The organism is Flavobacterium sp. 40-81, from assembly GCF_001898245.1.
Taxonomy (GTDB): Bacteria; Bacteroidota; Bacteroidia; order Flavobacteriales; family Flavobacteriaceae; genus Flavobacterium; species Flavobacterium inviolabile.
Map to the genome: position 1 here is coordinate 16,560 of NZ_MKTM01000027.1, position 25,380 is coordinate 41,939.

20 protein-coding genes and 4 tRNA genes are annotated in these 25,380 nt (G+C 37.5%); 4 read left to right on the forward strand and 20 right to left on the reverse strand.

The window, feature by feature from the left end; translation table 11 throughout:
* From BGO42_RS10085 to BGO42_RS10130, 10 genes are all read right to left on the reverse strand, one after another.
* Positions 1 to 71 (reverse strand) — tRNA-Trp (locus tag BGO42_RS10085).
* 53 nt (positions 72 to 124) lie between these two features.
* Positions 125 to 1,312 carry an elongation factor Tu gene (tuf, locus tag BGO42_RS10090; RefSeq protein WP_177729869.1) on the reverse strand — a complete coding sequence of 396 codons (1,188 nt, stop codon included), beginning with the start codon at positions 1,310 to 1,312 and terminating at the stop codon, positions 125 to 127.
* Between the two features lie 56 nt (positions 1,313 to 1,368).
* Positions 1,369 to 1,440, reverse strand: a tRNA-Thr gene (locus BGO42_RS10095).
* A 62-nt stretch (positions 1,441 to 1,502) separates the two neighbouring features.
* Positions 1,503 to 1,584 (reverse strand) — tRNA-Tyr (locus tag BGO42_RS10100).
* 32 nt (positions 1,585 to 1,616) lie between these two features.
* Positions 1,617 to 1,690: transfer RNA gene (locus BGO42_RS10105), tRNA-Thr, on the reverse strand.
* A 157-nt stretch (positions 1,691 to 1,847) separates the two neighbouring features.
* A complete protein-coding gene (gene hpf, locus BGO42_RS10110; RefSeq protein WP_177729871.1) occupies positions 1,848 to 2,150 on the reverse strand; it encodes a ribosome hibernation-promoting factor, HPF/YfiA family in 303 nt (100 codons plus the stop codon).
* A 20-nt stretch (positions 2,151 to 2,170) separates the two neighbouring features.
* Positions 2,171 to 3,079, reverse strand: coding sequence for a tyrosine-type recombinase/integrase (locus BGO42_RS10115; RefSeq protein WP_273244047.1), 909 nt, complete (start codon positions 3,077 to 3,079; stop codon positions 2,171 to 2,173).
* Positions 3,080 to 3,149: 70 nt separating this feature from the next.
* Positions 3,150 to 3,344, reverse strand: coding sequence for a 30S ribosomal protein S21 (rpsU, locus tag BGO42_RS10120; RefSeq protein WP_177729875.1), 195 nt, complete (start codon positions 3,342 to 3,344; stop codon positions 3,150 to 3,152).
* Positions 3,345 to 3,430: 86 nt separating this feature from the next.
* A complete protein-coding gene (locus tag BGO42_RS10125) occupies positions 3,431 to 4,030 on the reverse strand; it encodes a response regulator transcription factor (protein WP_273244049.1) in 600 nt (199 codons plus the stop codon).
* A 15-nt stretch (positions 4,031 to 4,045) separates the two neighbouring features.
* Positions 4,046 to 5,956: a tetratricopeptide repeat-containing sensor histidine kinase gene (locus BGO42_RS10130; protein WP_273244051.1), complete on the reverse strand. Its 1,911-nt coding sequence runs from the start codon at positions 5,954 to 5,956 to the stop codon at positions 4,046 to 4,048.
* A 122-nt stretch (positions 5,957 to 6,078) separates the two neighbouring features.
* Here BGO42_RS10130 and BGO42_RS10135 point away from each other — a divergent pair, with 122 nt between their 5' ends.
* The 3 genes from BGO42_RS10135 to BGO42_RS10145 are packed head-to-tail and all read left to right on the forward strand — an operon-like array spanning position 6,079 to position 9,824.
* On the forward strand, positions 6,079 to 6,651 hold the full coding sequence (locus BGO42_RS10135; RefSeq protein ID WP_273244052.1) for a T9SS type A sorting domain-containing protein: 573 nt from the start codon (positions 6,079 to 6,081) through the stop codon (positions 6,649 to 6,651).
* A gap of 50 nt (positions 6,652 to 6,701) precedes the next feature.
* Positions 6,702 to 7,616: a hypothetical protein gene (locus tag BGO42_RS10140; protein WP_273244054.1), complete on the forward strand. Its 915-nt coding sequence runs from the start codon at positions 6,702 to 6,704 to the stop codon at positions 7,614 to 7,616.
* A gap of 33 nt (positions 7,617 to 7,649) precedes the next feature.
* The gene (locus BGO42_RS10145) at positions 7,650 to 9,824 is read left to right on the forward strand and encodes a S8 family serine peptidase (RefSeq protein WP_273244056.1); all 2,175 of its coding nucleotides are present in this window, start codon (positions 7,650 to 7,652) and stop codon (positions 9,822 to 9,824) included.
* Positions 9,825 to 9,913: 89 nt separating this feature from the next.
* On the opposite strand, the gene BGO42_RS10150 is transcribed toward BGO42_RS10145, so the two are convergent.
* Genes BGO42_RS10150 through BGO42_RS10165 form a run of 4 tightly spaced genes read right to left on the reverse strand, consistent with a single transcriptional unit; the run spans position 9,914 to position 13,576 of the window.
* On the reverse strand, positions 9,914 to 11,056 hold the full coding sequence (locus tag BGO42_RS10150; protein WP_177729887.1) for an acyl-CoA dehydrogenase family protein: 1,143 nt from the start codon (positions 11,054 to 11,056) through the stop codon (positions 9,914 to 9,916).
* A 16-nt stretch (positions 11,057 to 11,072) separates the two neighbouring features.
* A complete protein-coding gene (locus BGO42_RS10155) occupies positions 11,073 to 11,957 on the reverse strand; it encodes a ComEA family DNA-binding protein (RefSeq protein WP_273244058.1) in 885 nt (294 codons plus the stop codon).
* An 11-nt stretch (positions 11,958 to 11,968) separates the two neighbouring features.
* Positions 11,969 to 12,196 (reverse strand): PspC domain-containing protein, encoded by a 228-nt coding sequence (locus BGO42_RS10160; protein ID WP_177729891.1) that lies wholly within the window; start codon positions 12,194 to 12,196, stop codon positions 11,969 to 11,971.
* Between the two features lie 57 nt (positions 12,197 to 12,253).
* Entirely contained in the window at positions 12,254 to 13,576 is a 1,323-nt protein-coding gene (locus tag BGO42_RS10165; protein WP_273244060.1) for a DUF2851 family protein, read from the reverse strand.
* 5 nt (positions 13,577 to 13,581) lie between these two features.
* Between BGO42_RS10165 and BGO42_RS10170 the strand changes: the two genes are divergently transcribed.
* Positions 13,582 to 15,267, forward strand: a complete 1,686-nt coding sequence (locus tag BGO42_RS10170; protein ID WP_273244062.1) for a GLPGLI family protein — start codon at positions 13,582 to 13,584, stop codon at positions 15,265 to 15,267.
* A gap of 46 nt (positions 15,268 to 15,313) precedes the next feature.
* On the opposite strand, the gene BGO42_RS10175 is transcribed toward BGO42_RS10170, so the two are convergent.
* From BGO42_RS10175 to BGO42_RS10200, 6 genes are all read right to left on the reverse strand, one after another.
* Positions 15,314 to 16,675 (reverse strand): pyridoxal-phosphate dependent enzyme, encoded by a 1,362-nt coding sequence (locus tag BGO42_RS10175; RefSeq protein WP_273244064.1) that lies wholly within the window; start codon positions 16,673 to 16,675, stop codon positions 15,314 to 15,316.
* Positions 16,676 to 16,757: 82 nt separating this feature from the next.
* On the reverse strand, positions 16,758 to 18,665 hold the full coding sequence (locus BGO42_RS10180) for a putative porin (protein ID WP_273244066.1): 1,908 nt from the start codon (positions 18,663 to 18,665) through the stop codon (positions 16,758 to 16,760).
* 163 nt (positions 18,666 to 18,828) lie between these two features.
* On the reverse strand, positions 18,829 to 19,851 hold the full coding sequence (locus BGO42_RS10185) for a hypothetical protein (RefSeq protein ID WP_273244068.1): 1,023 nt from the start codon (positions 19,849 to 19,851) through the stop codon (positions 18,829 to 18,831).
* Positions 19,852 to 19,871: 20 nt separating this feature from the next.
* Positions 19,872 to 20,654 (reverse strand): hypothetical protein, encoded by a 783-nt coding sequence (locus BGO42_RS10190; protein WP_273244070.1) that lies wholly within the window; start codon positions 20,652 to 20,654, stop codon positions 19,872 to 19,874.
* Between the two features lie 14 nt (positions 20,655 to 20,668).
* Positions 20,669 to 22,171 carry a SusD/RagB family nutrient-binding outer membrane lipoprotein gene (locus tag BGO42_RS10195; protein ID WP_273244072.1) on the reverse strand — a complete coding sequence of 501 codons (1,503 nt, stop codon included), beginning with the start codon at positions 22,169 to 22,171 and terminating at the stop codon, positions 20,669 to 20,671.
* A 12-nt stretch (positions 22,172 to 22,183) separates the two neighbouring features.
* On the reverse strand, positions 22,184 to 25,297 hold the full coding sequence (locus tag BGO42_RS10200; RefSeq protein ID WP_273244073.1) for a SusC/RagA family TonB-linked outer membrane protein: 3,114 nt from the start codon (positions 25,295 to 25,297) through the stop codon (positions 22,184 to 22,186).
* Positions 25,298 to 25,380 lie beyond the last annotated feature (83 nt).

Here is a 25,380-nt window from a genome sequence, read left to right on the forward strand (position 1 = left end):
CACGGGCGGAGGGATTCGAACCCCCATCAACGGTTTTGGAGACCGCTATTCTACCCTTGAACTACGCCCGTTTGTTTAAAAAACCAGCAGCAAAACTGCTGGTTTTTATATAGTTTTATAGAAATTAATCTAAAATTTCAGTTACCTGACCAGCACCTACTGTTCTACCACCTTCACGGATAGCGAAACGTAAACCTACGCTTAATGCGATTGGGCTTAATAATTGTACTTCAATAGTCAAGTTATCCCCAGGCATAACCATTTCTACACCAGCTGGTAAAGAGATAGTACCTGTTACGTCAGTTGTACGTACGTAGAACTGTGGACGGTAGTTATTGTGGAATGGAGTGTGACGTCCACCTTCTTCTTTTTTCAAGATATAAACCTCAGCTTTGAATTTAGCGTGTGGCTTAACAGATCCTGGCTTAACAATAACCATACCTCTACGGATATCAGCTTTATCAATACCTCTCAATAATAAACCTACGTTATCTCCAGCTTCACCTCTGTCAAGGATTTTACGGAACATCTCAACTCCTGTAATAGTAGAAGTTAATTTATCAGCACCCATACCGATGATTTCAACAGCATCTCCAGTATTAGCAACTCCAGTTTCGATACGACCTGTAGCAACAGTTCCACGTCCTGTAATTGTAAATACGTCCTCAACTGGCATCAAGAATGGTTTCTCAACGTCACGTACTGGTAATTCAATCCAGTTATCAACAGCTTCCATTAATTCTAAAACTGTAGCAACCCATTGTGGCTCACCGTTTAATGCACCAAGAGCAGATCCTTTAACAACAGGACCATTATCACCATCATACTGATAGAAAGATAATAAATCTCTGATTTCCATTTCAACAAGCTCTAATAATTCAGCATCATCAACCATATCCACTTTGTTCATGAAAACAACCATTCTAGGCACACCAACCTGACGACCTAAAAGGATGTGCTCACGAGTTTGTGGCATTGGACCATCAGTAGCAGCAACCACCAAGATAGCACCATCCATCTGAGCAGCACCAGTAACCATGTTTTTCACGTAATCCGCGTGACCTGGACAGTCAACGTGAGCATAGTGACGGTTAGCTGTAGCATACTCTACGTGTGAAGTATTAATAGTAATACCTCTTTCTTTTTCTTCAGGAGCGTTATCAATTTGATCAAATGATTTTGCTTCAGAATAACCTGCATCAGACAATACTTTAGTAATAGCTGCTGTCAATGTTGTTTTTCCGTGATCTACGTGTCCAATAGTACCAATATTCAAGTGGGGTTTGGAACGATCAAAAGTTTCCTTTGCCATGATTTAATAATTTAATCTTAGTTATATAATTAGTGTTCAAATTTTTCAAAACAATGAGCCAATGACGGGATTTGAACCCGTGACCTCTTCCTTACCAAGGAAGCACTCTACCCCTGAGCTACACCGGCTTTTGCGGAATCCGAAATTAAAATCCGGAAAACCGAATTCCTCTTTCCAAATTCTTCTTTTGTGGGGAGAGCAGGATTCGAACCTGCGAAGACTTAGTCAGCAGATTTACAGTCTGCCCTCGTTGGCCGCTTGAGTATCTCCCCTACTATTTTATTATCAGTTACTTACAACTTAGAGCCGATGGAGGGACTCGAACCCACGACCTGCTGATTACAAATCAGCTGCTCTAGCCAGCTGAGCTACACCGGCAACTGCAATAAAAAAGTCCGCTATTTCTAACGGACTGCAAATGTAGAGAATTTATTTTTTAATCAAAACATTTTTCATATTTTTTTTATAGCAATCATCATTTATACCAAATCTACCCTAAAAAGAGCATCATAAAGACAACTGTTTTCCAAAAATATTAAATATGCGTTCTGATTCTACCCTTTCTTTTTAGCAACAAGCGCTCCAAAGAGTCAACAGACAAGTCTAACGCCTCTTCAAATGTTTTACTTTGCTTTTTAACCACGAACTCATCCCCAGGAACACTGATCTTCACCTCCACTATCTTATTTTCTTTATCACTCGTATTTTCTACTTTCAAAAATACATTGGAAGAAACTACCCTGTCGTAGTATTTTTCCAGTTTCTCTAATCTCTCTTGAACAAAACCAACTAATTTCTTGTCAATATTAAAATTGACAGCCTGAACATTTACTTTCATAATTAAAACATTTATTGGGTTTAACTTTCAGAATCGTTTCGGTTTCTAGGATGTGCTTCCTGATAAACTTTTTTAAGTTCAGAAAGACTACTATGTGTGTAAATCTGGGTAGAAGACAAACTAGCGTGACCTAACAATTCCTTAACTGAATTTATATCGGCACCATTGTTCAGCAGATGCGTCGCAAAGGTATGCCTAAGAACGTGTGGACTCTTTTTTACCTTCTCAGAGACAGTACTAAAGTAATCATTTATTAATCTATAAACAAACGATTCACTGACTTTATTACCCTTTTTACTCAATATTAACAAATCATTAGGAAGCCCCTCATTTAACATTCCCCTTTCCTTAAGATAATCTTTCAGTAACCGATCCGTACAATCTAAAACGGGCAGTAAACGCTCCTTATTGCGTTTCCCCAAAACCTTTAACGTTTTGGCATGCGGATTATAATCCCGGACTTTTAAACCTATCAATTCCGAGCGGCGTATTCCCGAAGTATAAAACAACTCCACGATTAGCCTGTTCCGGATCCCTTCAAAGTCTTCCGCATAATCCACCGCTTCGGCAACCGCCTGCAATTCCTTTTCCGAAAAAGGAATCTGCACTTTCCGCGCCACTTTTAACGATTTATGCTTCAGAAGCGGATTTACCGCTATCTGCTTCGCTTTTAGCAGGAATTTATAAAATGATTTTAAAGATGATATTTTCCGGTTAACAGAAGTATTTGAAATTCCGGATTCAACTAACGAGACCAGCCAGGCTCTGACATGACCGTAATTGATCTTTTCGAGCGCCACGTCGAACTTACCTTCTTCAAGAAAAGTCTCAAAAGAGAGAACATCATTCAGATAAGCAGTTTGGGTGTGGCGAGAATAATTTTTCTCTTTTTGCAGATAATCCTGGTAGGCTTGCAAAGAAGTATGCATAAAAAAAACCGTTAGTAACAAAGTTATAAAAACTTTTATTACTAACGGCTATAATAAAATCCAAAACCGATTAATTCTCTAAAGAATCTCTCAATGTCTGAATATAAGCTGCTTTTTGAACCTGAGCTCTTCTTGTTACTGACGGTTTCGTGAATGCCTGACGACTTCTTAGCTGTCTTACAACTCCAGTTTTGTCAAACTTTCTTTTGTAACGTTTTAACGCTCTATCAATATTTTCTCCGTCTTTAATTGGTATAATCAACATAATATAACACCTCCTCTCGTTAATGGGTGCAAAATTAGACTATTATTTGGAATTCCAAAATAAAAAACAAGAAATAAATCTTCTTTCTATTTTACAATACCCAAATAGATGGCTTTTTTAATGAGTCCTGCTATGTTTTTTACCTGTAACTTAAAAAAGATATTTTTGCGATGGGTCTCAATGGTTCCCCTGCTCAGAAAGAGCTTGTCTGCTATTTCTTCAGAAGTGTATTCTTGCGCAATCAACCGGATAATTTCTTTTTCCCGGTGGGATAATATGGTTCTTTTGAACGCAAAAGCATCCAGAGTGTTTCCCGGTACTGTCAGGTATTTTTCATTTTTTAAAACAATAGCATGAATTGCTTTGACCAGCTCTTCCTTACTGGTTTCCTTCAACAAATATCCGTCAATATCCGCTATTGTTTCCATACTTTCAAACATACTCAAAACCAATATTTTCACATTGGGATAGGTTGCCTTTATGATTTTTATAAATTCAACACCGTTCATCTCCGGCATCGAAATATCCGATATGAGAATATCCGGCTGCATTTCTCTCATTTTTATCAATGCCGCCTGTGCTCTATTTTCGACAAACAAAATTTCAAAGTTACTCTGGCCGGACAAAACAGCTATCATACCGTCCAGAAACATTTGATGATCATCTACAACTGCAATAGTTATCATATTATATTGTATGTGCTAAATTGGAATATCAATAATTACCGTTGTACCTCTTCCCAACTGACTTTCTATAATCATACTGCCATTTATAGCCGAAAGTCTTTCTTCAACATTCTTTAAACCGATTCCTTTTGATATCGTATTATCAAATCCCCTACCATTATCCTCCACAATTATATTCAACAGGTCATTATGCCTTGTAACATTCAACATAACATCGGTAGCTGCGGCATGTTTCGAAATATTAGCAACCAGCTCCTGTACAATCCGATAGGTCTGATGTTTGACCGATTCAGAAAAGGAATTTAAAGCTCCCTCCGGATAAACAACTGCTTCTATCTGAAACTCCTCCCGGTATTGATACTCTTCTTTAAGCTCGTTTAACAATACTTCAAGATCCTTATCTTTTAAATAATTCAGGCTTAAATTATGAGAAATGCTTCTCAGGTTCCTGCAAACAAGTGTCATCTGCTCAATGATAATATCAATTCCTTTATTCTTCATTATAGTATTCGCCTGAGACAGCTGTAGCTTTACTCCGGCCAGTGTTCCGCCTATTCCGTCATGGATTTCTTTGGCAATCCTGTTTCTTTCCTGATCCTGCCCCTGTACAACACCGGTAATTCTTTTTAACTCTTTTTCCTGTTCCAGCCTCACAATTTCCTTTTTATGGATTTCACTTTCTTTTTCATTGATGATTTTTTGTGTCCTGATCCGATTTTTATAAACCCACAACGCGATCAGTAATGCAACCACCAGTATAAGCCCAACGATTAATATCAGCTCCTTCCGGTTTTGCTGAATGATCTTCTCTTTTGTCAGCAGCTGTATCCTTAAATTCTTTTTATCAACTTCATATTTTGTTTGTATCTCGTGAAATGCTTTATTTTTTTCAATCGTAAAAACACTATCCTTCAACCTATTACATGCCTCCTTATAAAAATAGGCCTGTTTAAAATTTCCCGATTCGCTATAAACCTGTTCGATGGCCTGTAACAAACTCCATTTTTGGTCCTGGGAAATTCCTTTTTCGGAAAATTGCAGTGCTGTATGGTAATTTTTAATTGCCTCATCATACGTTTTTAATGTCCGGTGATATCCCCCTAAATTAAAATACAAATAGAAAAGCAAGTTCTGATCTTTTAATTCTTCCGCGATTTTTTTCGCCTGCATCAGATACCGGAAACCGGTTTGCCTTCCGGCAACAGTAGCGGCATAACTGTCACTTAAATTGATCAGTATATTAAACTGTTCGTATTTATCATTTAATGCAACCGCTATCGCATAAGCTTTTTTATAATTATCGATTGCTTTTTTAGCATTCCTCTTTTTTTCAAGAATCGCGATGTTATTATATGTTGCCAACAGCTCAAACTTTAAGTTATTTCCGTAGGCAATTTGCTGACTTTCCGTATAGGCTTTTAATGCCTTAACAGTATCATTTTGCAAATCATACAGGTAACCTAAATTATTTAGGGCCACACTCTGGTTTCGCATCAACCCGTGCTTTTCGGCGATATCTAATGATTTTAGGAAATTTTGCAATGCGCTGCTATAATTGCCCTGATCCCTGTCTATTAATCCCAATTGATTATACCCAAGTGCGGTAATGGTATAGTTTCGGGCTTTCCCTGCATACGGAAAAGATTTACAGGTATATGCTTTTGATTTTTCCAGTTGTTTTTGAAGGTAATAGTAGTATCCCAGATTATAATAACACCTGGACAGTAAAAACGGATCGTTGTTTTTCTCACTTTCAGCAGTAGCCATTCTTATATAATAAAAGGCGGAATCCGGCTGGGACGAGAGTGTCCTTGCATAATTATCAATATGCTTTATCACCAATCTATCATCATGCTGACCACACAAAACACCAGAATTAAATACTGCCAGAAATGAGATGGTTAACAAAAATATTCTGCTCTTCATATATTTTTTCGTATAGCATATAAGAAAATTCAAACTGTTTGAAATATACAAAAAATACCCTTTTTATGGTATTTTTTGTATCCTAAATACCAAATAGATTTGAAATATAAACTTTAGCAATCATGAAAAAAAGCCTCTTGTTTTTACTCTCAGCACTTCTACATTTTACGATTGTGAACGGACAGGTAGCAGCCGAAAAAAAAAACAATATATACTTAACTATTTCTTCCGATTATGAAAATGCGAATGTCTATGAAATTTCGGCTTTAATAATTTCCAATACCCAAAACATTAAAATGAGCGGGGAATACGTTTCCGAAACAAGCGTCAACATCACCCCTATCCCAGACACCACCATTCACATTTGCCCAGTCACGGCATCAGCTCCAAAAAACCAGCATAACGGCGGTACTACGGTGATACGTACCAGTACCGGCGGTCCGGGAAAAACATATTATCCTGAAATCATTCTGTATCCCAACCCTGCCAGTGATTTTTTAACGGTAAAATCCCCTGCTTTTCCCATAACCAGTTACAGCATCTATGATACCAGCAGCATTCTCCATACCTCTAAGATAACAAAATCAGCACATGAAATCAATATGGATTTAACGAATTTACTTCCCGGCCATTACCTTTTAATTCTGGAAATGGAGTATGAAAAACCAGTATCTGTTCAATTTATTAAAAAATAAGCGGAACCCGAAAAGCTTACAGAGTAGGGAACATTAAATTACAATTAATCATGAAAAAAAACATTACTTTTTTAGCCGTAGTATTTAGTTTAGGTATTACATCCGGTGTTTATGCACAGGTAAATGACAATGGTACAAACGTTGGTATCGGTATTGCAGCCCCTCCGGTTGCCTTTGGAACGGATACCAATATAAAATTAGATATTGACGGTGGAGTCCGAAACGGGAATAAAGGCGATATCATTGCACAGCGATTCAGTTCCGGTTCCATTTACAGCACTACAAATTCACTGACTACCGGAATCATCGGTTACAACTCCAACTGGTCTGCTCAAAGTACAACTCTGGGAATAAGCTGCAACGTTGATGTAACCCAGGCAAGATCGCCATTTGGCACCTCACAAACACTTGGTGGAAAATTCACTACAAAAATAGATGGGATCTCCGGAAGTAATCCTTTTAATATCGGCGGTGTTTTCGGAAACTTAAAAGGTGCCTGGAACGGTACTTTAAGCAGTGGTTATGCCGGTGCTGTCATCGGTATCGATGAAATCAACGGTTCCTCAACCTATGGCGGATATTTTGAAGGCAAAGGGTATTTCAGTAATAAAACAGGAATAGGAACCAAAAATTTCCCGACAACCATAGGCGGCGCAAACATAAGCAGCTATAATTTATTTGTAAAAGGCGGTATTCTTACGGATGAAGTAAGAGTAAGAACCGGCTGGGCCGATTATGTATTTGCCGATGATTATACTCTAAAACCATTGGCCGAAGTAGCTGCCTTTATTGCTAAAAACAAACACCTTCCGAATGTTCCATCCGAAAAACAAGTAGCCGAAGAAGGACTTAGTCTTGGTGAAATCTCAAAAATACAACAGGAAAAAATTGAAGAGCTAGTATTGTATCTGATTAATCAGGAAAAACGAATTGAGGCTTTAGAAGCTAAAATCAACCAGAAGTAATTGTCATAGTTTAATCTTTAAAAATATTAAATTATGAAAAATATAAAATTAATACTCGGTATCCTGACACTCCTTATTTCCGGTGGAAGTTATGGGCAGTCAAACTATTTCTACTATTATAACGGTGAAAAGTTTTTTTTGGAATTAGATACGCAAAATATGGCAATCAACACAAAAGAAAACACTACCGCGTTTATAGAACCTTATTTAAGTGACAATGCTTCCTTAGGCACACTTACCGAAGACTATACCAGAGGAAGTGTTATTGCTGTTGATGAATTGGCAAAAATGAATCAAAACATCAAGACCTATTATTTTGAGATACAATACCCTCAAGGCCTTGAAACCAGCAATTATTTTGCCTTACTCAACAACTTTAACACGATCAATGCAATTGTAAAAGCCTCGCCAAGTTTCAAAACCAGCGATGGTAAAAAAATTGGCCTTTCCAATAACTTCTATGTCAAACTAAGAAGTGAGGCAGACGTCAATTTATTATATGATACTGCAAAAAATTACAATCTGGAAATTTTGGGTCATGATCAATATATGCCGCTTTGGTTTATTGTAAGCTGTGCCAGAACAAACGACAAAAATGCTTTGGAATTTGCTAACATTTTCCAGGAATCCGGTTTGTTTGAAAGTACGGAACCTGCCTTTATCTATCATAATTTAGAAGCTTCGGCAGATCCCTATTTCAACAATCAATGGGGGCTAAAAAACACCGGTCAATACGGCGCTGCTTATGCCGGAATAGACATTAAAGCAGAGCAGGCCTGGGGAATTGCGACCGGAACAGGCATAAAAACAGCCATCTATGATCATGGTTTTGAAATGAATCATCCGGATTTAGCAGCCAATGTTTTCGGTACCGGTTATGATGCAAAAACCGGAACATCACCTGCACAGGTAAGAGGTCCTCACGGAACGCCATGTGCCGGTATAACCGGAGCCGTGCAAAATAATAATTTAGGCATCAGCGGCGTTGCGCCGAACACCCAACTGGTCTCTATCAGTATCAACTTACTATCTTCCGACACTCCTATAGAGTTAGCACGTGGTTTTAACTGGGCAAGAACCAATGGTATTGATGTAATCAGTAATTCATGGGGAGGTTATGCTCCGTCAAACATTATAACAGATGCGATCAATAATGCCCTGACATTGGGACGTGGCGGAAAAGGATGTGTTGTTGTTTTTGCAGCGGGTAATGAAAACAATACCAATATTCGTTATCCCGGCAATTATTTCCCCAACATTCTTGTTGTTGGTGCCATGAGTCCGTGCGGGCAACGAAAAAGCCTTTCATCCTGTGACGGGGAAACCACCTGGGGCAGTTGTTATGGTTCCCAGTTGGACATTATGGCTCCCGGTGTGAAAATGCCGACTACCGATCGCCAGGGATCTGCCGGGTATGATGTTTCAAATTACATGCAGGCTTTTAACGGAACTTCTTCCGCATGTCCGGTTGTTGCCGGTGTAGCCGCTCTGATTTTATCCAAAAACCCGAACTTAACTGCCGTACAGGTAAATACTATTATCGAACAATCTGCTCAGAAAGTAAGACCAGACCTGTATAGCTATTCCACTATTGGAGGAAGACCTAATGGAACCTGGCATAGTGAAATGGGATACGGACTTGTAAATGCCTATCAGGCTTTATTGATAACGCCAAGTCCATGTGTTACGAATCTAACACTAACGACCAATGTAACTGCTCCTGCAACAGACACCAGACAAGCTTCTTCGTCCATTACTGTAAGCAATACAATTGGCAGTGGGGCTACCGGAATATACCATGCAGGAGAGACTGTAATACTTACTAATGGTTTTACCGCTGTTAACGGTGCTGTTTTCCGATCCTATATTGAGGGTTGCTCCGGCAATTATGTAGCCAAACAAGGAGATGAAACCGTAATCAGTTACGAGACTATTCATAATCTTCCTGAAAAGAAGGCCGTTTTATCTGACGACAAAATCCAGATTGTTCCCAATCCGAACAACGGTATTTTCTATATCAACATTAAAGATATGGCGGAAGGTACTATCCAAATTACCAATCTGATCGGGGCAACGGTATACAGCAACCGCTTTAAGAAAGAGTCCGAAGACCTGAAAATAGACATTCAGGATAAAGCTGACGGGATTTATATTGTCCGGATCGTTTCCGGAGAACAAACCCTTACAACAAAAATCATTAAAAATTAAAACCGGCTACCCATTATTGGATTTGCGGTAAATAAAAAAACCTGTTCAGCAAGCTGAACAGGTTTTTGATATTTAAAAGTAATTACTTTTTATCCTTTTAGTATATTTCTTGAAATTACTAATTTCTGAATTTCAGTAGTTCCTTCACCAATTGTACACAATTTAGAATCTCTGTAGAATTTCTCAACAGGGAAATCTTTTGTATATCCATAACCTCCGTGAATTTGTACCGCTTCATTGGCAACTTTCACACAAACTTCCGAACTATACATTTTTGCCATAGCACCAAGTGTCGTTACCGGTCTGTGATTGTTCTTTAAGAACGCTGCTTTGTGTAATAACAATTCTGAAGCTTCAATCTCTGTAGCCATATCTGCTAATTTGAAAGAAATTCCCTGGAAATCACTGATTGGTTTTCCAAACTGGTGACGTTCTTTTGAATATTTTAAAGCAGCTTCATAAGCACCTTTTGCAATTCCTAATGATAAAGCACCAATGGAAATACGTCCTCCGTCCAGAATTTTCATGGCCTGGATAAATCCTTCCCCTACTTCACCCAAACGGTTTGCATCGGAAATACGGCAATTGTCGAAAATTAATTCTGCTGTTTCACTTGCGCGCATTCCTAATTTATTTTCTTTTCTTCCGCTTGTAAAACCAGGTGTTCCGTGTTCTACAACAAAAGCTGTCATTCCTCTGGAATCTCCTTTTTCTCCGGTACGAACAATTACTACTGCAACGTTCCCCGATTTAGCATGTGTGATAAAATTTTTAGCACCATTCAGTACCCATTCCTCACCATCTTTAACCGCTGTGGTGTTCATTCCTCCGGCATCAGAACCGGTATTGTGCTCCGTTAGTCCCCATGCTCCGATCCACTCTGCAGTAGCTAATTTTGGAATCCATCTCTTTTTTTGCTCCTCATTTCCAAATGTCAGGATATGATTTGTACAAAGAGAATTATGAGCCGCTACCGAAAGCCCGATAGAAGGGTCTACTTTTGAAATTTCTTCAACAATCGTAATATATTCATGATATCCAAGACCTGAACCTCCTAATTCTTCAGGAACTAAAACTCCCATGAATCCCATTTCACCTAATTTCTTAAATAAATCAACAGGAAATGTTTGTGCTTCATCCCATTCCATAATATTAGGACGAATGTGTTGTTCTGCAAAGTCTCTGATTGATTGGGCAATCATCGCCTGCGTTTCATTATAATCAAAATTCATTTTGTTGTTTGTTTGTTTAAAAATCCAAATATAAGGCAATTATATCAACTTTTTCTACTGGAAAATCTTTAATTTTTGTTAAGTCTTCTTTTGATTTAATCCCGCCATTCATACTCCGGTAAGTAACAATCTCTTTGGCCAGCGCAAACCGGAAGTAGGGAAATTGTGCCAGATCTTTTAAAGAACTATTGTTGATGTCAATTTTTTGAAGCGGCGGTTGCTGCAAAACCGGAAAATGCACGATGAGCTGTTGTACAACTTCCGGAGACAATCCCCAGATGTATTGAAATTGTTGTGTACTGACAAAAGCACCCAGTTTTTCTTTTTCGGCCAGTATGCGTTCCGATAAGGCAGGACCGATACCGTAAACCTTCATCAGGTCTTCTTTTGTTGCCTTATTAATGTCTATAATGAAGTCTTTTTCTTTTGACCGGGCATGTTCTTTAAAAGTACTCCCATAATTCCGGGCTGGTCCCGGGCTGTTTACCCATTCCGGGAATTTAAAATAGGGTGCGATTTCGGCTAACTTTTCATCCGAAACTTTTGTGATGTCCTGGAATTCTTTTGGAGAGTTTACAAATTTATGCTGCTTCCGGAAGGCGTGCAACCGGTCAATTTCTTCCGTTGTCATCCCCAGGGTATATCCTTTATAATCGGAAATAAAATTGGGGTTAAAAGGATAGATCTTTAGTGTTTCGTTATCCTTTATGGCTTTCAGACTGTCTATCCTGGACTGCAATGCCAGCCATTTTTCTTCTTCCGGATCTGGAGGATCCGAAACATAATCCTTTGACAACACAACATAATACAGTATCTGAATCAATACAATCAGGAACAACAACACAAAAATTCCACTACGCTGTTCCCGGGTAAACTTTAAGTAGAATTTATTGCTGTTCATGGCTATATCCTTTATAGGTCAAATACAGAACTTCGTTTCGTATATACCATGTCTTTCAATTTCAGCCAGAAAGCCAGTGTAAGATAAACTCCGAACCACAAACCCACTGTAAAAAAAGAAAGGTAGATAAAAAAAAGCCGGACGCTGGTCGCTCTCATTCCCAACCTGTCTGCCAGCCGTGAAGACACTTCAAATCCATGTTTCTCGAAAAAATGACGAATGTTCGTTATTAATCCCATAATACGTAGTTTTAATTTCGTTCCAAAAATAATCCAAAAATAATCCATAAATATTCATTACAATAATAACTGCTGCCCTATTTCACAATTAAGGCATCTTTTAGCATCACAATATTCTTTTTTGAGATGCAGCAGAGCCTGACTATCAAAAGCATTTTCCGCCATTATTCCGAAATGTCTGAATTTTTCAATTACAGTATTTTTTTCGGGCGGTATTTCCCGCAATACATCCATTAGTTTTTCTACGATATCCTGCCCCGAATGCTGTGCATATAAAAATTGTAACGGCAAAATGGTATTGATAAATACCAAATCAATAAAAGATTTGCTTATCCTTTTTGGTTTCATCGCACTTTCTTTATCAAAAAGATAGTGTGTCTGCCAATATCCGGAAACTTTCAGGTTAAACATTTTGTAAAAGGTTTTTATCGTATCTCCTTTTATTACAACATCAAACAAATTAGCCTGTTCATAGTATAGCTGTGCTAATTGCACCAACCTGATGGTCGGAAAATTACCGGGTCTTAACTTGTAAAACTGTAATGGCTGAACAAACCGTCTGGGTAACGGGTATTTATCCTGTAAATAAAGCCATCTTTTTTTCAGCTGTTTATAATAGGAATCCTCTTTGGGTACCGTTAACAATCCGCCTCTTCCCAGAAATAATGCTTCAAGATTTTCATATTCATACTGTTCTTTCCGGATTACCGTGAAAGGAATTGATTTTGCAATCTGAAAAAAAGCCTCTCCGTTTACATTCAATCCAAAATTTCTGGCAATAGCACAAAACAATGTGGTTTCCCAGTCATTTTTATTTTCTTTCAGCAATTGTGCAATTGGTAAAATCTTCTTTTCGAGTCTTTCAAAAAAAAGACGCTCTTTCCATTTGAGCAGGACAATCTGATTGACTTCTTTTAATTGTTTCTCACAATATATCCAGCTTTTATCGGCTATCAGGTCATAATAACCGGAAAGCAGCGTTTCAGGAACATATTTCTTCAGGACCAATACCGGAATTTCCGTATTGTCTTTCCGGAACACTTCCATATCGTGTTCCCAGACCACGTGCAGTATGACGTTATCGTATTGCTCATTTGTTTCATGGCGGTGTAAATACCAGTCTGACGAGCGGATGTGTATTTCAACATTCCCGACCCATTTCTGATTGTCGATAATAATCTGGGCATTGAAAAAATCCGGACCTTCATGTTGCAGATACTGGCCGGAATGAAGTATTTGAAGTGCCGTTCCTTCTTCCGTTTTCAGTTCGGATATGGCAAATTTCTTGTATTGCCAGATATGGTGTAAAAAAAATTTCCTGCATGGCGTATAAAATATAACACTAATATAAGAAAAATTTATCTTTGTTATTCTATACACTAACAATGAGAAAACGTTACACAGCACTACTCCTTTTTTTCTTTAGTCTTACTTTCGGCCAGGTTGCCGTAATCCCTTCAAAAGGATTAAAAATAACCTACCTGAAAAGCTCCAACGGGAAACGCATTGAAAATCAGGATCCGATACTGGTTTTTGCAACCGGTAAAGAAACACTACTCACCACCGAAAACATTCTGATTCATAAAGCTCCGCTTCCTTACGAGCAGACTTTTATTGATCATCCGGCAAACAGCTACACGCAATTTTCCAGGCTAAGCACCAACGATTGGATCAGTACAAAAGACAGTGTGGCTTTAGCAAAACAGCAGTTTGAGATTACAGGCGATACCAAAACCATTTTGGGCTATCCCTGTAAAAAAGCAAAAACGATCATTAATTCGAACACTATTGAACTTTGGTTTACCAATGCTGTCCAGGAAAAGGGCGCTCCCACTGTTTTGGGGCAGAATCTCGGACTGGTTTTGGAAATGAACCGTAATAATAATTTTGTAATCACGGCTACTAAGGTTGAAAAGCTGCAAAAAATAGCCCCAAGAGGGATGGCTTTTAATTCGTTTAAAGGCAAAAATGTTGATTTGCTCAGCTACCGCGACCTACTCTGGAAAAGCCGTTTTACAACTATAAAAGTTTTTGAAAACGAGCTGATTAATTTCTCCGGCGAATCGAAGTCCAATGACAGCATTATCCGGTTTGCAAACGGTACCATCGTTCTAAAGAAAGTACGTTTCCCGAAAATTATACCGGGCAGCCAGGTTTTTGTTGATTTACTGGAACAATCCAATGGTGATGCCTACGACCGGACGGGATCGGTTTTTGTTATTCCGACGGATCAGAAAACGTCTTTTCTTGACGGTTTAAAAAACGGCGCCAAAACACTTCCGCTTTATGACAACGGAAATGGAAAACAGTATCAGGGGGTTGTCCGCACCAATGATTATGCACCGTTATTGGAATTAATGCGTTTCTTCACCCCTTTTGGGATCAAGCAATACAATCATATTGAGTTAAAGGATAAAAAATGGCATGATGCCGTTCCGTATCGCCAGGATATTTCAGAATTACAAACGGCATTGAGCGATCAGGAAATCTGGATTGGTACGTTTATCGGAAATTATGATAAAGGCGGCCATCAGATAAGCCTGAATATTACCATTCATAACGAGGAAAAGCAATCTCCAAAAAATACGTTTGTTTTACCGCTGTTCAATACGACCAATGTAATGGAAATGGCGGAACAGGAATATGCTACGATGTTCAATTCCGAAAAAGGGCTGGAAGTTTCCTTTACCCTGCCAAAAGACGTTCACAATGCCAAACTGCGTTATATCACAACCGGTCATGGCGGCTGGGAAAACGGTGATGAATTTGTCCCTAAAAAGAACAGCATCTTTTTGGATCAAAAAGAAATTTTTGCTTTTACTCCGTGGCGACAGGATTGCGGTTCCTACCGGTTGTTTAATCCTGCCTCCGGAAATTTTAATAACGGCCTGTCTTCATCTGACTACAGTCGTTCCAACTGGTGCCCGGGAACGGTTACCAATCCTATCCTGATTGATCTTGGTAATCTAAAAGCCGGAAATCATACTATCCGCATCCGTATTCCGCAGGGTGCTCCCGAAGGAGGAAGTTTTAGTTCCTGGAATGTTTCCGGAATTTTAATTGGTGAATAAAAAAAGCCCCTTTCGTGCGAAAGGGGCTTTTTTATGTATTCTAAAACTATTTAATCGAGTTGATAATATCGTGTTTCGTGATAATATGGTGTTTCCCATTTCCTAAGTCAACCAAAACTGCCTGATTGTCTTTATTGATCAATTTGGAAACTTCATCAATTGGTGTTCCTAATTTTACAACCGGGAAAGCCGCTCCCATTACTTCGCGGATAGGTTTGTCGGCAACATTTTTATCGGCAACGTAACTCTGGAATAAATCGGTTTCATCAACAGAGCCTACAAATCCGGTTACATCAATTACCGGGATTTGTGATATTTTGTGTTTGCGCATACGCTCAATAGCATGGGAAACCAATTCTTCTGTTCTTACTACCACCAACGGTTTGTCGATATGTTCTTTGATCAGATCTTCTGCTTTGGTTATTTCTTCTTCCAGGAATCCTCTTTCACGCATCCAGTCGTCATTAAACATTTTTCCCACATAACGGCTACCACTGTCATGGAATAAAACCACCACTACGTCTTCCGGTTTGAAATGTTCTTTTAACTGAATCAGTCCTTTTACAGCTGCTCCGGCTGAATTACCTACAAAGATCCCTTCTTCCAAAGCAATTCTTCGCGTGTAAACTGCCGCATCCTTATCGGTAACTTTTGTAAAACCGTCAATTAATGAAAAGTCCACATTTTTAGGTAAGATGTCTTCTCCGATTCCTTCTGTAATATAGGAGTAAATTTCATTTTCATCGAAAATACCGGTTTCGTGGTATTTTTTAAATACCGAACCATACGTATCGATTCCCCAGATTTTGATATTCGGGTTTTTCTCTTTCAGGTATTTTGCCACACCCGAAATCGTTCCTCCTGTTCCCACTCCAACAACAAAGTGTGTAATTTTACCATCTGTCTGTTCCCAGATTTCCGGTCCGGTCTGCTCATAATGTGCAATCGCATTGGAAGGATTATCATATTGGTTTACATACCAGGCATTCGGTGTTTCCTCTGCCAGACGTTTGGAAACGGAATAATAGGAACGTGGATCGGTAGGTTCAACATCTGTCGGACAAACCACAACTTTCGCGCCTACAGCACGCAGGATATCCATCTTTTCTTTGGATTGTTTATCTGAGATCACACAGATTAGTTTGTAACCTTTCACAATAGCTGCTAAGGCTAAGCCCATACCGGTATTTCCGGATGTCCCTTCAATAATCGTTCCGCCCGGTTTTAATCGCCCATCTGCTTCTGCATCTTCAATCATTTTTACCGCCATACGGTCTTTAACCGAGTTTCCGGGATTGAATGTTTCCACTTTAGCCAGCACTAAGGCATTTACTTCCTGGGTAACTTTATTTAATTGCACTAAAGGAGTATTTCCAATAGTTTCCAATATGTTTTTTGCGTATTTCATTATTTTATTGTTTCTAAAAAAGTCGTTTATATACTATAAACTAAATTATTATAAAGATATTGATATTTAAGAGTGTCTTGTCTTAACTGAAGAAATTCCAAACCAGACCGAAACGAATCATAAAATCATGATACGGATTATTCGTGTCCGAATAGAAGTTATAACCGGTAAAGCTGGAATTGAAATGTTCTGCTTTCAGGTAAATTCTGGTTTGTCTGATTTTGGCATTGATAAAGAAGTCCAATAGTGGAAAGTTCCCGATTTGTTTTTTCTCCTGAATATAAAATTCGCCCAATAGCGGATGGTAATCATTCGCATAGTATTTTGAAAAATAGTTCAGGGTAACACCCATTTGCAGGTATAATGCTTTTGAAAAGTAATAGTCGTTAAAATACAGCGTATTTCTTGCTACCAGTTCCGGAACGTTTAATATCCGATCCGATTGTTCCACCTTCTGGTATAAAAAGGTATTGTCCAATCCGAATTTACCAACCTTAAATTCTCTTCCGATTCTGGCGGAAAAATAATTGATCGTGTTGTTATACTGCGTTGGGGTAACCAGGATCTGGGTTTCATTCTGACTGTTATTTACAAAATACAGATGATCATCTAAAATTGTGTATTTCGCAGCAGCATCAAACCATTTGGTTTTGGCTTCAAACTCGAAATTTTTAATTTTTTCGTTTTTAAAATTGTTTTTCCAGTTATAGGCAATATAACCGCTCTGATATAAATTATAGTTCAGGTCCGGTAATTTATTCATGGTCTGGAAACGGAATGAGAAAATATTTTTTTCATCCAGCGTATAACGAACCGTCCCGTCAACTTTTGCCAGTGACTGATCGGTTATCGAGTTAGACAGCAATAAGGTTCCTTTCCATTTTCCTTTGTAGTATGAGTATTGTGCCCCGTATGAATCTATCATATCATTCTGGGCATTCGGAACAGCAATTGTTCCATCACTGTTCAGTACAGTATTATTATAGAAATAATTATACTTATACTCTTCTAAGTAAAATTGAAAATCACCGAATAACTGGTTCGAATAGGCTACTCCTATTTTATTATAAATACTGTTGAATCTTGTTTTATTGTTGACACTGCTGGAATAGGCAGAACCGAATCGTTCATTTGCCGTTGGCTGGGCATAATTAAAAAACTTATACTCATAATTTAGCTGATGCAGGAAAACAAGACTATTCGGATTGTCCTTATTTAACCGGAAACTGTGGTCAATAAAAATTCTTTTTCCTTCCAGAGAGGATTTTGTGTCATCCGAAAAATAGACATCCAAACGTGCCCTGTCGTCATAAGGCGGGATGCTGTTCTCAAAATCCGATAGGTTCTTAACACCGCCATTTTCATGATTTAAGATATCCTGTACGGCGAAGTGCATTTTTAGATTATAACGGTTATCAGTGGTATGATAGCTGGTAATAAATCTGAAATTTCCGGTACTGGAAAGCTGGTTAACATATTTACCTAAAGAACGAAGTCCTTTATAACCAACCGACATATTGAAATTTTTAGATGTATTCAGGGAAAGAAAGGCATCCAGATTTTGTCCTTGCTCCATCACCGATTTATAATACAGTTCGGTCATTGGCGTCGGCATCGAATAATACTTAATATCCTCAGCTCTCATATAGGCAAAATGCTTTGCTTTGAAACCAAATTCCGGATAGGCATTATAGGAAGTCAATCCGTAATCCAGCGTGTTATACGTTTGTCCTTCATTAGCAAAAGGCATTAATCCAAAAATATCTTTTCGCAGATAATTAAGTGCGTATTCTTTTTTTATGGTTAGTGAAGTGTCTACATAGGTAGTATCTTTTTCCAGAGAGATAATTTTATATTGATTAATCGGGGCAACATGTTTTTTCTCATCTGATACTCTCAATGATTTTCTTGGCTTAATCGTATCCAATTGTTCCTGGCCTAACATTGACAAAGAGCAGAAAAAAAATACCGTCAAAAAAAGATGCTTCATAATTCTATATTAGAAAGGCAAAGGTATTAGAATTTTATAAATAATAAGGTCATTCTAAAAAATGAGCGTAATTTTTATACTATCCTTTTATTTTTTTAACCCGGTATTCTTACAAATAAAAAAGCGCCCCGATTGGGGCGCTTTAAAAATATATCGTTAAATATTATTTTTTATGTTTTAATGCTTTTCTTACTTTGAAAGCATCGATCATTTTAGCAGCACTCTTACCTTGAGCAAGAACAGTGCTACCATTTAAAATAGTGAATACACCATTTTGAACTTTAACTCTAACAATAACTGTTAAGTCACCATCTCCGTTACCTCCGGAAGGAGCTCCGGAATCACCTTGAGAGTTAGATGTTAACATTCCTGTTGATTGTGTAAATGATCCAGACAATGTGCTAGAACCACCTCTAAGATAATCAACTGTGATTGGAATATTGAACTCAGGTAATCCTAAAGAAGGAAGACCGATATCGTTATAAAGGTAACCAGCAATGATATACTCACCATCAGGGTACTCGCTTAATGGCATGTTTAAATGCTCAGGGCAATCTCCTGTTTGAGCACCGTTTCCAAAAGGATTAAGTGTAGCAGCATCGAAAACTAAGATATCAATATCATACTCTTCTTCACAAAGAGAATATGTCTCACCTCCGAATGAGAAAGTTTTATCCCAAGATAAAGTTAAATCTAATTCGTCTTTAACAACGTTTTTGATTGTTACATTTACAACCTGATCAATAGTCGCATTTAAGTTAAATGTTCCGCTTAATCTTACTGCAAAAGTTTCGTTATCATCAACTGCATCATCAATAACTGTAGGAATTTTAACAGTGTAGCTTGATGCATTTGCAGGGATAGTAACCATAAATCCGTCAGCACCTAAACCTTCATCAATTCCGATTGGTGTTCCAGGTAATGAGAAATCGTCATCGATAGTAGCTGTACCACCTGGCAACAATTCAAGTTTCACCTGAATCGGAGCGTTGATAGTTCTGCTTGGTGTTAGTACGATTGACACAACTTCACCTTCATTAACGGTATAAGAAGTCTGTGCTACTGATACAGTAGGCTTTTGGTTGTAAACAAAATCAACCTCATTATCATTACAAGATACTAAAGCGAATCCCGACAACAATAATGCAAAAGCTGAATTTAAATATCTTTTATTATTTTTTTTCATATTGAAATTTTATTATCGTGTTAGATTACTTTTTTAACAAGCCAGCTTAGATTAGTATAACCAGCTACACCAACAATAGTAACATTAGTAAATCTTAAATCACCATTAGACTGAACCTGACCAACTCCAGAAATTGCATTTGTAGCGTTGTGAGTCCAATCTGTAATTTTCAATGTACCACACACATCACTAAAGTACATATCATACTGAGTGAATCCTGGTGTAATATTTGACTTGTACTCACCGATACCTACAGCTGTAATTAAAACAGGTTGAGGACCAGATGTATAATTAAGAACATAGTTACCTGCTAAGTTAGAGAAACATTGTCCTACTAAAGTAATTCTTACTTTACTAAAGTTTGATCCAACAACAGTTGCGCTAGCAGAAGAAGCTCCTGTAATTTTCAAAACGATGTTTTTATTATTACCTACAGTAATAGCACCACTGTGAACAGTAATTGGAACTAAAACCGTTTTACTTCCTGCAGGAATGATAGCAGTACGGCTAGCTGTAGGGAAATTAAATTGCACCCCTTCAGTTGCAGTACTAGCTGCATCTACTTCATAAGTAACAGCAACATCCTGATCTACTGGTAAACCATTATTACCACCGATTAATTCAATAGCAGCGTTAATCGTTTTATCAGTACCATCGGTTACGATTGAAGCACTTTGAGTAGTTCTAGGAAAACCTACAATAGCTCTAGAATCACCATAAGAAGGTGCTTCATCACCTAAATCACACGATACTGTCGCTGCAGTAGCCGTGATTAATAAAAATAATAATTTAATTTTTTTCATAAACTTAATTTTTTTTATGGAAGATTCCAGAAAATCTTGTTAGTAAATGCATCATTTTGAGATTGACTTGGAACGTTGTTACCATTAGCAGTATACTCAGATCCAGGATACATCAATCTTACCGGTTTAGCTGGTCTGGTAGCAGTAAGTGCTAGGTCTGTCTGAGGGTAACTAGTTCTTGTATATTCAATCCAAGACTCAAGACCATTGATGCTCATTAAAGCAATCCATTTTTGAGTCATGATAGCCTCAATTTTGCTACTAGAACCATCCCAACCTAATTTATCAATACCGTTAGTATTAGTAATATAAGTTGCTCCACCTGTAGCTCCTAATAAATCAAAAGATTTTTGGATACCCGTTTGGAATAAAGCTTTAGCATCACCAGTTAAATACCCGTTATGAACAGCCTCTGCTTGTAAGAAATAACTTTCGGCAGCTGTGAATAAATAACCATCCTGAGCAGAATTTTTAACAATACCAGGTCCGAAGTTTGCTAAGTTATCAGTAGCCTCGATACCTGTTTGTCCTTGAATAACTCCTTCATAAGCACTACCATTTTGTTTCCATAATCTAGGTAAACGATTATCAAATGCAAGAGAAGGATTACTAGGACTGTATTTAACACCATTTAAAGATTCAATAGCATTTTTAGTAGCTACAGTTGAAAGGTAACCAGCTCTAGCCGTTGTTTCATTAATGTTAAATCCATAAGTATTGTAGAATGGATTTTGTTTATCATTATTAGCATTAGAATAACCTGGATTAACTTTAGCATCAGCTGTTAAGAACTGAGCACCAGAAGCCGTTAATTCATTCATTTCAGCTGTAATGTAAGCCTGACTGGAAGCAACTCCGGATTCTCTTATTAACAATCTTAATTTAAGTGTGTTAGCAAATTTCTCCCAGTTAACCATGTTTCCTTTGAAAATAGCATCCTCATTACCAACAGCTGTAGTGTTAGCAGGAGCATTATGAATCATAGCAACAGCTGTTTCCAACTCAACAACTAAAGATCTGTAAATATCTTTAGCATTATCATAAGCAGGAGTAGTGTTCAATGGATTATGTGCCTGAGAATATGGCATATTTCCATATAAATCTACTAAATACTGAAAGTAAAATGTTTTTACAATCTTAGCAATAGCTTTATGGTTATCATAATTATCAGCAGGATAATTTTGAATGTTTGTTAAACCTAAGGTTGTTAGGAATAAATTCTCCCAGGTTCTTGAATAGAATGAGTTATCAATATTCAAATCGAACTCAACAGTGTAAATACCTGTGTAAGAATTTACGTTACCACCCCAGCTGTTCATAAACAAGTTACCTAACCTGTTTTGATCAACTGCAAATGTTCTATATGGCTGTGTAATAGCCCCACCTAATGCCAAGTTTGGAGTTACACTCTCATATATTGGGTTAGTCGGTGAGTTATTAATATCCAAATAATCATCACATGACGACAAACCAAGTGCCGCAACTAATGAGAATATATGTACTTTATACTTTTTCATACTTCTTTAAAATTAAAATGTTAAGTTAAGACTGAAACCGATAGTTCTAGTGTTTGGATACTGATTAGTACCATTAGCACCACTACTACTTGTACCTGAAGCCAATCCAACCGCATTACCATTATTTATTGATCCTTCTGGATCATCATATCCTCTGTTTTCTCTTGCAAGAACTGTAAATGGATTTCTAGCATTTACACCTACTCTTAAACTAGTCAATCCTGTTCTTTCTAACATTTTAGAAGGGATTGCATAACTTAAAGCCAACTCACGAACTTTGAATGCTGTAGCATCTAAAATGTAGTTCTCATCAATGTTAGAGTAAGTATTAGCATAATATTGTTGAATTCCTGTTGAAGATCCTCCTCCAGTTACAACTGAATTATTAGCAACGTAAGTACCAGTAGCTGTATCTAAATAAGAAGAGTTTGGCATAATAAATCCGTTTCTTCCGTTTTCAGCTGAATCCACTAAATATCCAAAAGAACTTAATGTATTTTTAGTACCTGAATAATACTGGTGACCAGTTCTGTAATCCATTACTGCGGCTAAACGTAATCCTTTGAAATCAATTGAAGTATTTAATCCTAAGATATAATCTGGAGTAGTTTTACCTAACTTCATTAATTCAGTAGATTTTAATGGGTTTCCTGTGTTAGCATCAACAATGATACGTCCTTCACCATCTCTTTGGTATCCAAAACCTTTGATGATAGGATATTCTTCACCTTCTTCAGCAAAAATACCGTAAGTCCCGTAAGGAGAGTAAATTGCAACAGAGTTAGTGTTATCAGAAACTTTTTCAACAGTAGTTTTAGTTTTAGAGAAACTGAATTTTGCTTCCCATGTAAAATCTTTAGTTTTGATAGGTGTAATACCTAAGTCAATCTCGATACCTTTTGCTTTAGTAGCACCAATGTTAGTAACATAGTTAGGGTTACCAGAAGCATAAGAAGAACTCACACTAGTGATCAAGTCAGTGTTATCACTGATATAACCAGAAGCTTCTAAAGTAATTCTGTCATTTAAGAAACCTAAGTTAATTGTAGCCTCTTTAGACACGTAGAACTCTGGTTTGATATAAGGGTTTGTTCTTGAATTGTATGCAATTGTAGGTTGAACGTTTGGAACGTAAGAGTTAACTCCGTTGAACGGATAACCTGTAGATTGTCTGTATAAGTTATTGATCTCGTAAGCACCGATATCGGCATTACCAACTTTTACAACACTGAACATTACTTTAGCATACGATAATACTTTGTTATCTTTTAAACTTTCGAAAGCTTTAGTAGGCACGAAAGAGATACCAGCACTTGGGTAGAAATAACTGTTGTTATCTTTATCTAAGAAAGATACCCACTCGTTTCTTCCTGTTAAGTTCAAGAATAAATAATCTTTATACGCTAAATCAACGTTTGCGAAATAAGCATATTTTCTAACTCTGCTTTCTGCATTAGAAGCATTTGGCACACTTGAAACGTTACCAATATTGTATAATCCAGGAAGCGCTAACTGTGTTCCGGAAACTGAAGTTTGAGTAACAAATCTATCTTGGATATTGTTACCAATATTCGCTTTGAAGTTGATATCTTTAGTTAAATCATAGTCAAAGTTAACTAATAAATCACCATAGATATTTCTTCTTGCCAAGTTAGAAGTACTGAAGTTAGAAATAATTGATCCGTCAGAAATCTGGTAAGGATCTTTATAGTCATTAGTATAACCTAAAGCTCTGTTTTGTTGGAAACTAACATTCGCTGTATAAACTACATTGATGTTTTTGTTAATTTCATAAGACACTTTACCAATACCGTTGAAAACATCAGCTAAAGCCTGGTTTCTTACGTTATCAACAACCCAGTAAGGATTTCTTCCATAGTAAGAATATCCGTGCTCGTTACTAGCATTATCAAACATTTTGATTGGAATGTTAGTAGGTGTCTGTAGTAAGTTGTAGTATAAACTTGAACTTGTAGTATTCGAAACTTGTGTAGTGTAAGCAACGTTACCTTCTACATTGAATTTACCAACTTTTTTACCAGCTCTGAATTGGAAGTTTGTTCTATCTAAAACGTCTCTGTTTACAATGAACTCATTTCTGAATTTGTTAGCTGAGAAGAAAAGGTAACCATCTTCATTACCAGAAGATAAAGTAACTCCGTTTTGAGTTAAAATTCCTGTTTTAAAGAATTTTTTGATATTATCACTTCCTTGAGACTCATAAGGCAACATATAATAGTTACCATCAGCTTGAGGTAAACCTGTAGGCTGGATAGATCCGTCAAACTCAGGACCCCAAGCACCATTCTCATAAGAATAATGTTGTCCATCCCATCCTTGACCATATCTTGTTTGTCTTTCCGGAAGGTAAGCTACATTAGAAAAGTCAATTGAAGAGTTAATACTAACTGTCATTTTTTGACCTTGAGCAGAACCTTTTTTAGTTGTAACAATTAAAGCACCGTTAACACCATCAGATCCGTACAAAGCAGCACCTTGAGAACCTTTAATAGTATTTACTGACTCAATTGTTTCAGGTGGCAACTGTTGTAAAACAGCAGCTGATGAAATAACACCATCAATTACAACCAAAGCTTGGTTATTTTGAGTAAGTGATTTTGCAGCACGGATAACGATTCTGGTTGTAGCATCAACAGCACTGTTTGTCTGGTTGATTTGTAAACCTGAAACTTTACCTGTTAAAGCCTGAACAACACTTGGGCTGGAAGCCTGGTTCAATTCTTTCGCTTTAACAACCTGGTTAGCGGAAGTTATCGCATCCACTCTCTTTTTAATACCTAAAGCACCAACAACAACTTCATTTAATTGTCTTGCTTCGGCTTGCAGTGCAACATTTACTTTGTTACTAGCACCAACAGTAACTGATGATGATTGCATTCCAACAAATGTAAAAACCAACACTTGTCCTTGTGATGCTTTGATGGAATAATTACCATCCATATCAGTTTGCGTGCCTTGTGTTGTTCCTTTGATCACAACACTAACACCAGGTAATGGTAAACCTCCCTCGGTCACAGTACCTGTAACAGTTTTCTCCTGTGCGAACGAAAACTGCATTGAAAACGCTAGTAAAAGCGTAAAAATCCATTTAAACTTCGATCTCATATTAAATTTATTTGAGTTAGTTATTCCGCAAACTTCTTAATAATTTCTTAAATAAACAAATATAATATAGGAATTGTAGCATT

Coding starts and splice junctions, on each gene's coding strand:
- hpf (WP_177729871.1), bottom strand. CDS start 2,150: ATGAAAGTAAATGTTCAGGCTGTCAATTTTAATATTGACAAGAAATTA.
- BGO42_RS10125 (WP_273244049.1), bottom strand. CDS start 4,030: ATGATAACTATTGCAGTTGTAGATGATCATCAAATGTTTCTGGACGGT.
- BGO42_RS10135 (WP_273244052.1), top strand. CDS start 6,079: ATGAAAAAAAGCCTCTTGTTTTTACTCTCAGCACTTCTACATTTTACG.
- BGO42_RS10140 (WP_273244054.1), top strand. CDS start 6,702: ATGAAAAAAAACATTACTTTTTTAGCCGTAGTATTTAGTTTAGGTATT.
- BGO42_RS10170 (WP_273244062.1), top strand. CDS start 13,582: ATGAGAAAACGTTACACAGCACTACTCCTTTTTTTCTTTAGTCTTACT.
- BGO42_RS10180 (WP_273244066.1), bottom strand. CDS start 18,665: ATGAAGCATCTTTTTTTGACGGTATTTTTTTTCTGCTCTTTGTCAATG.
- BGO42_RS10145 (WP_273244056.1), top strand. CDS start 7,650: ATGAAAAATATAAAATTAATACTCGGTATCCTGACACTCCTTATTTCC.
- BGO42_RS10160 (WP_177729891.1), bottom strand. CDS start 12,196: ATGGGATTAATAACGAACATTCGTCATTTTTTCGAGAAACATGGATTT.
- tuf (WP_177729869.1), bottom strand. CDS start 1,312: ATGGCAAAGGAAACTTTTGATCGTTCCAAACCCCACTTGAATATTGGT.
- BGO42_RS10195 (WP_273244072.1), bottom strand. CDS start 22,171: ATGAAAAAGTATAAAGTACATATATTCTCATTAGTTGCGGCACTTGGT.
- BGO42_RS10115 (WP_273244047.1), bottom strand. CDS start 3,079: ATGCATACTTCTTTGCAAGCCTACCAGGATTATCTGCAAAAAGAGAAA.
- BGO42_RS10175 (WP_273244064.1), bottom strand. CDS start 16,675: ATGAAATACGCAAAAAACATATTGGAAACTATTGGAAATACTCCTTTA.
- rpsU (WP_177729875.1), bottom strand. CDS start 3,344: ATGTTGATTATACCAATTAAAGACGGAGAAAATATTGATAGAGCGTTA.
- BGO42_RS10130 (WP_273244051.1), bottom strand. CDS start 5,956: ATGAAGAGCAGAATATTTTTGTTAACCATCTCATTTCTGGCAGTATTT.
- BGO42_RS10150 (WP_177729887.1), bottom strand. CDS start 11,056: ATGAATTTTGATTATAATGAAACGCAGGCGATGATTGCCCAATCAATC.
- BGO42_RS10155 (WP_273244058.1), bottom strand. CDS start 11,957: ATGAACAGCAATAAATTCTACTTAAAGTTTACCCGGGAACAGCGTAGT.
- BGO42_RS10190 (WP_273244070.1), bottom strand. CDS start 20,654: ATGAAAAAAATTAAATTATTATTTTTATTAATCACGGCTACTGCAGCG.
- BGO42_RS10185 (WP_273244068.1), bottom strand. CDS start 19,851: ATGAAAAAAAATAATAAAAGATATTTAAATTCAGCTTTTGCATTATTG.
- BGO42_RS10200 (WP_273244073.1), bottom strand. CDS start 25,297: ATGAGATCGAAGTTTAAATGGATTTTTACGCTTTTACTAGCGTTTTCA.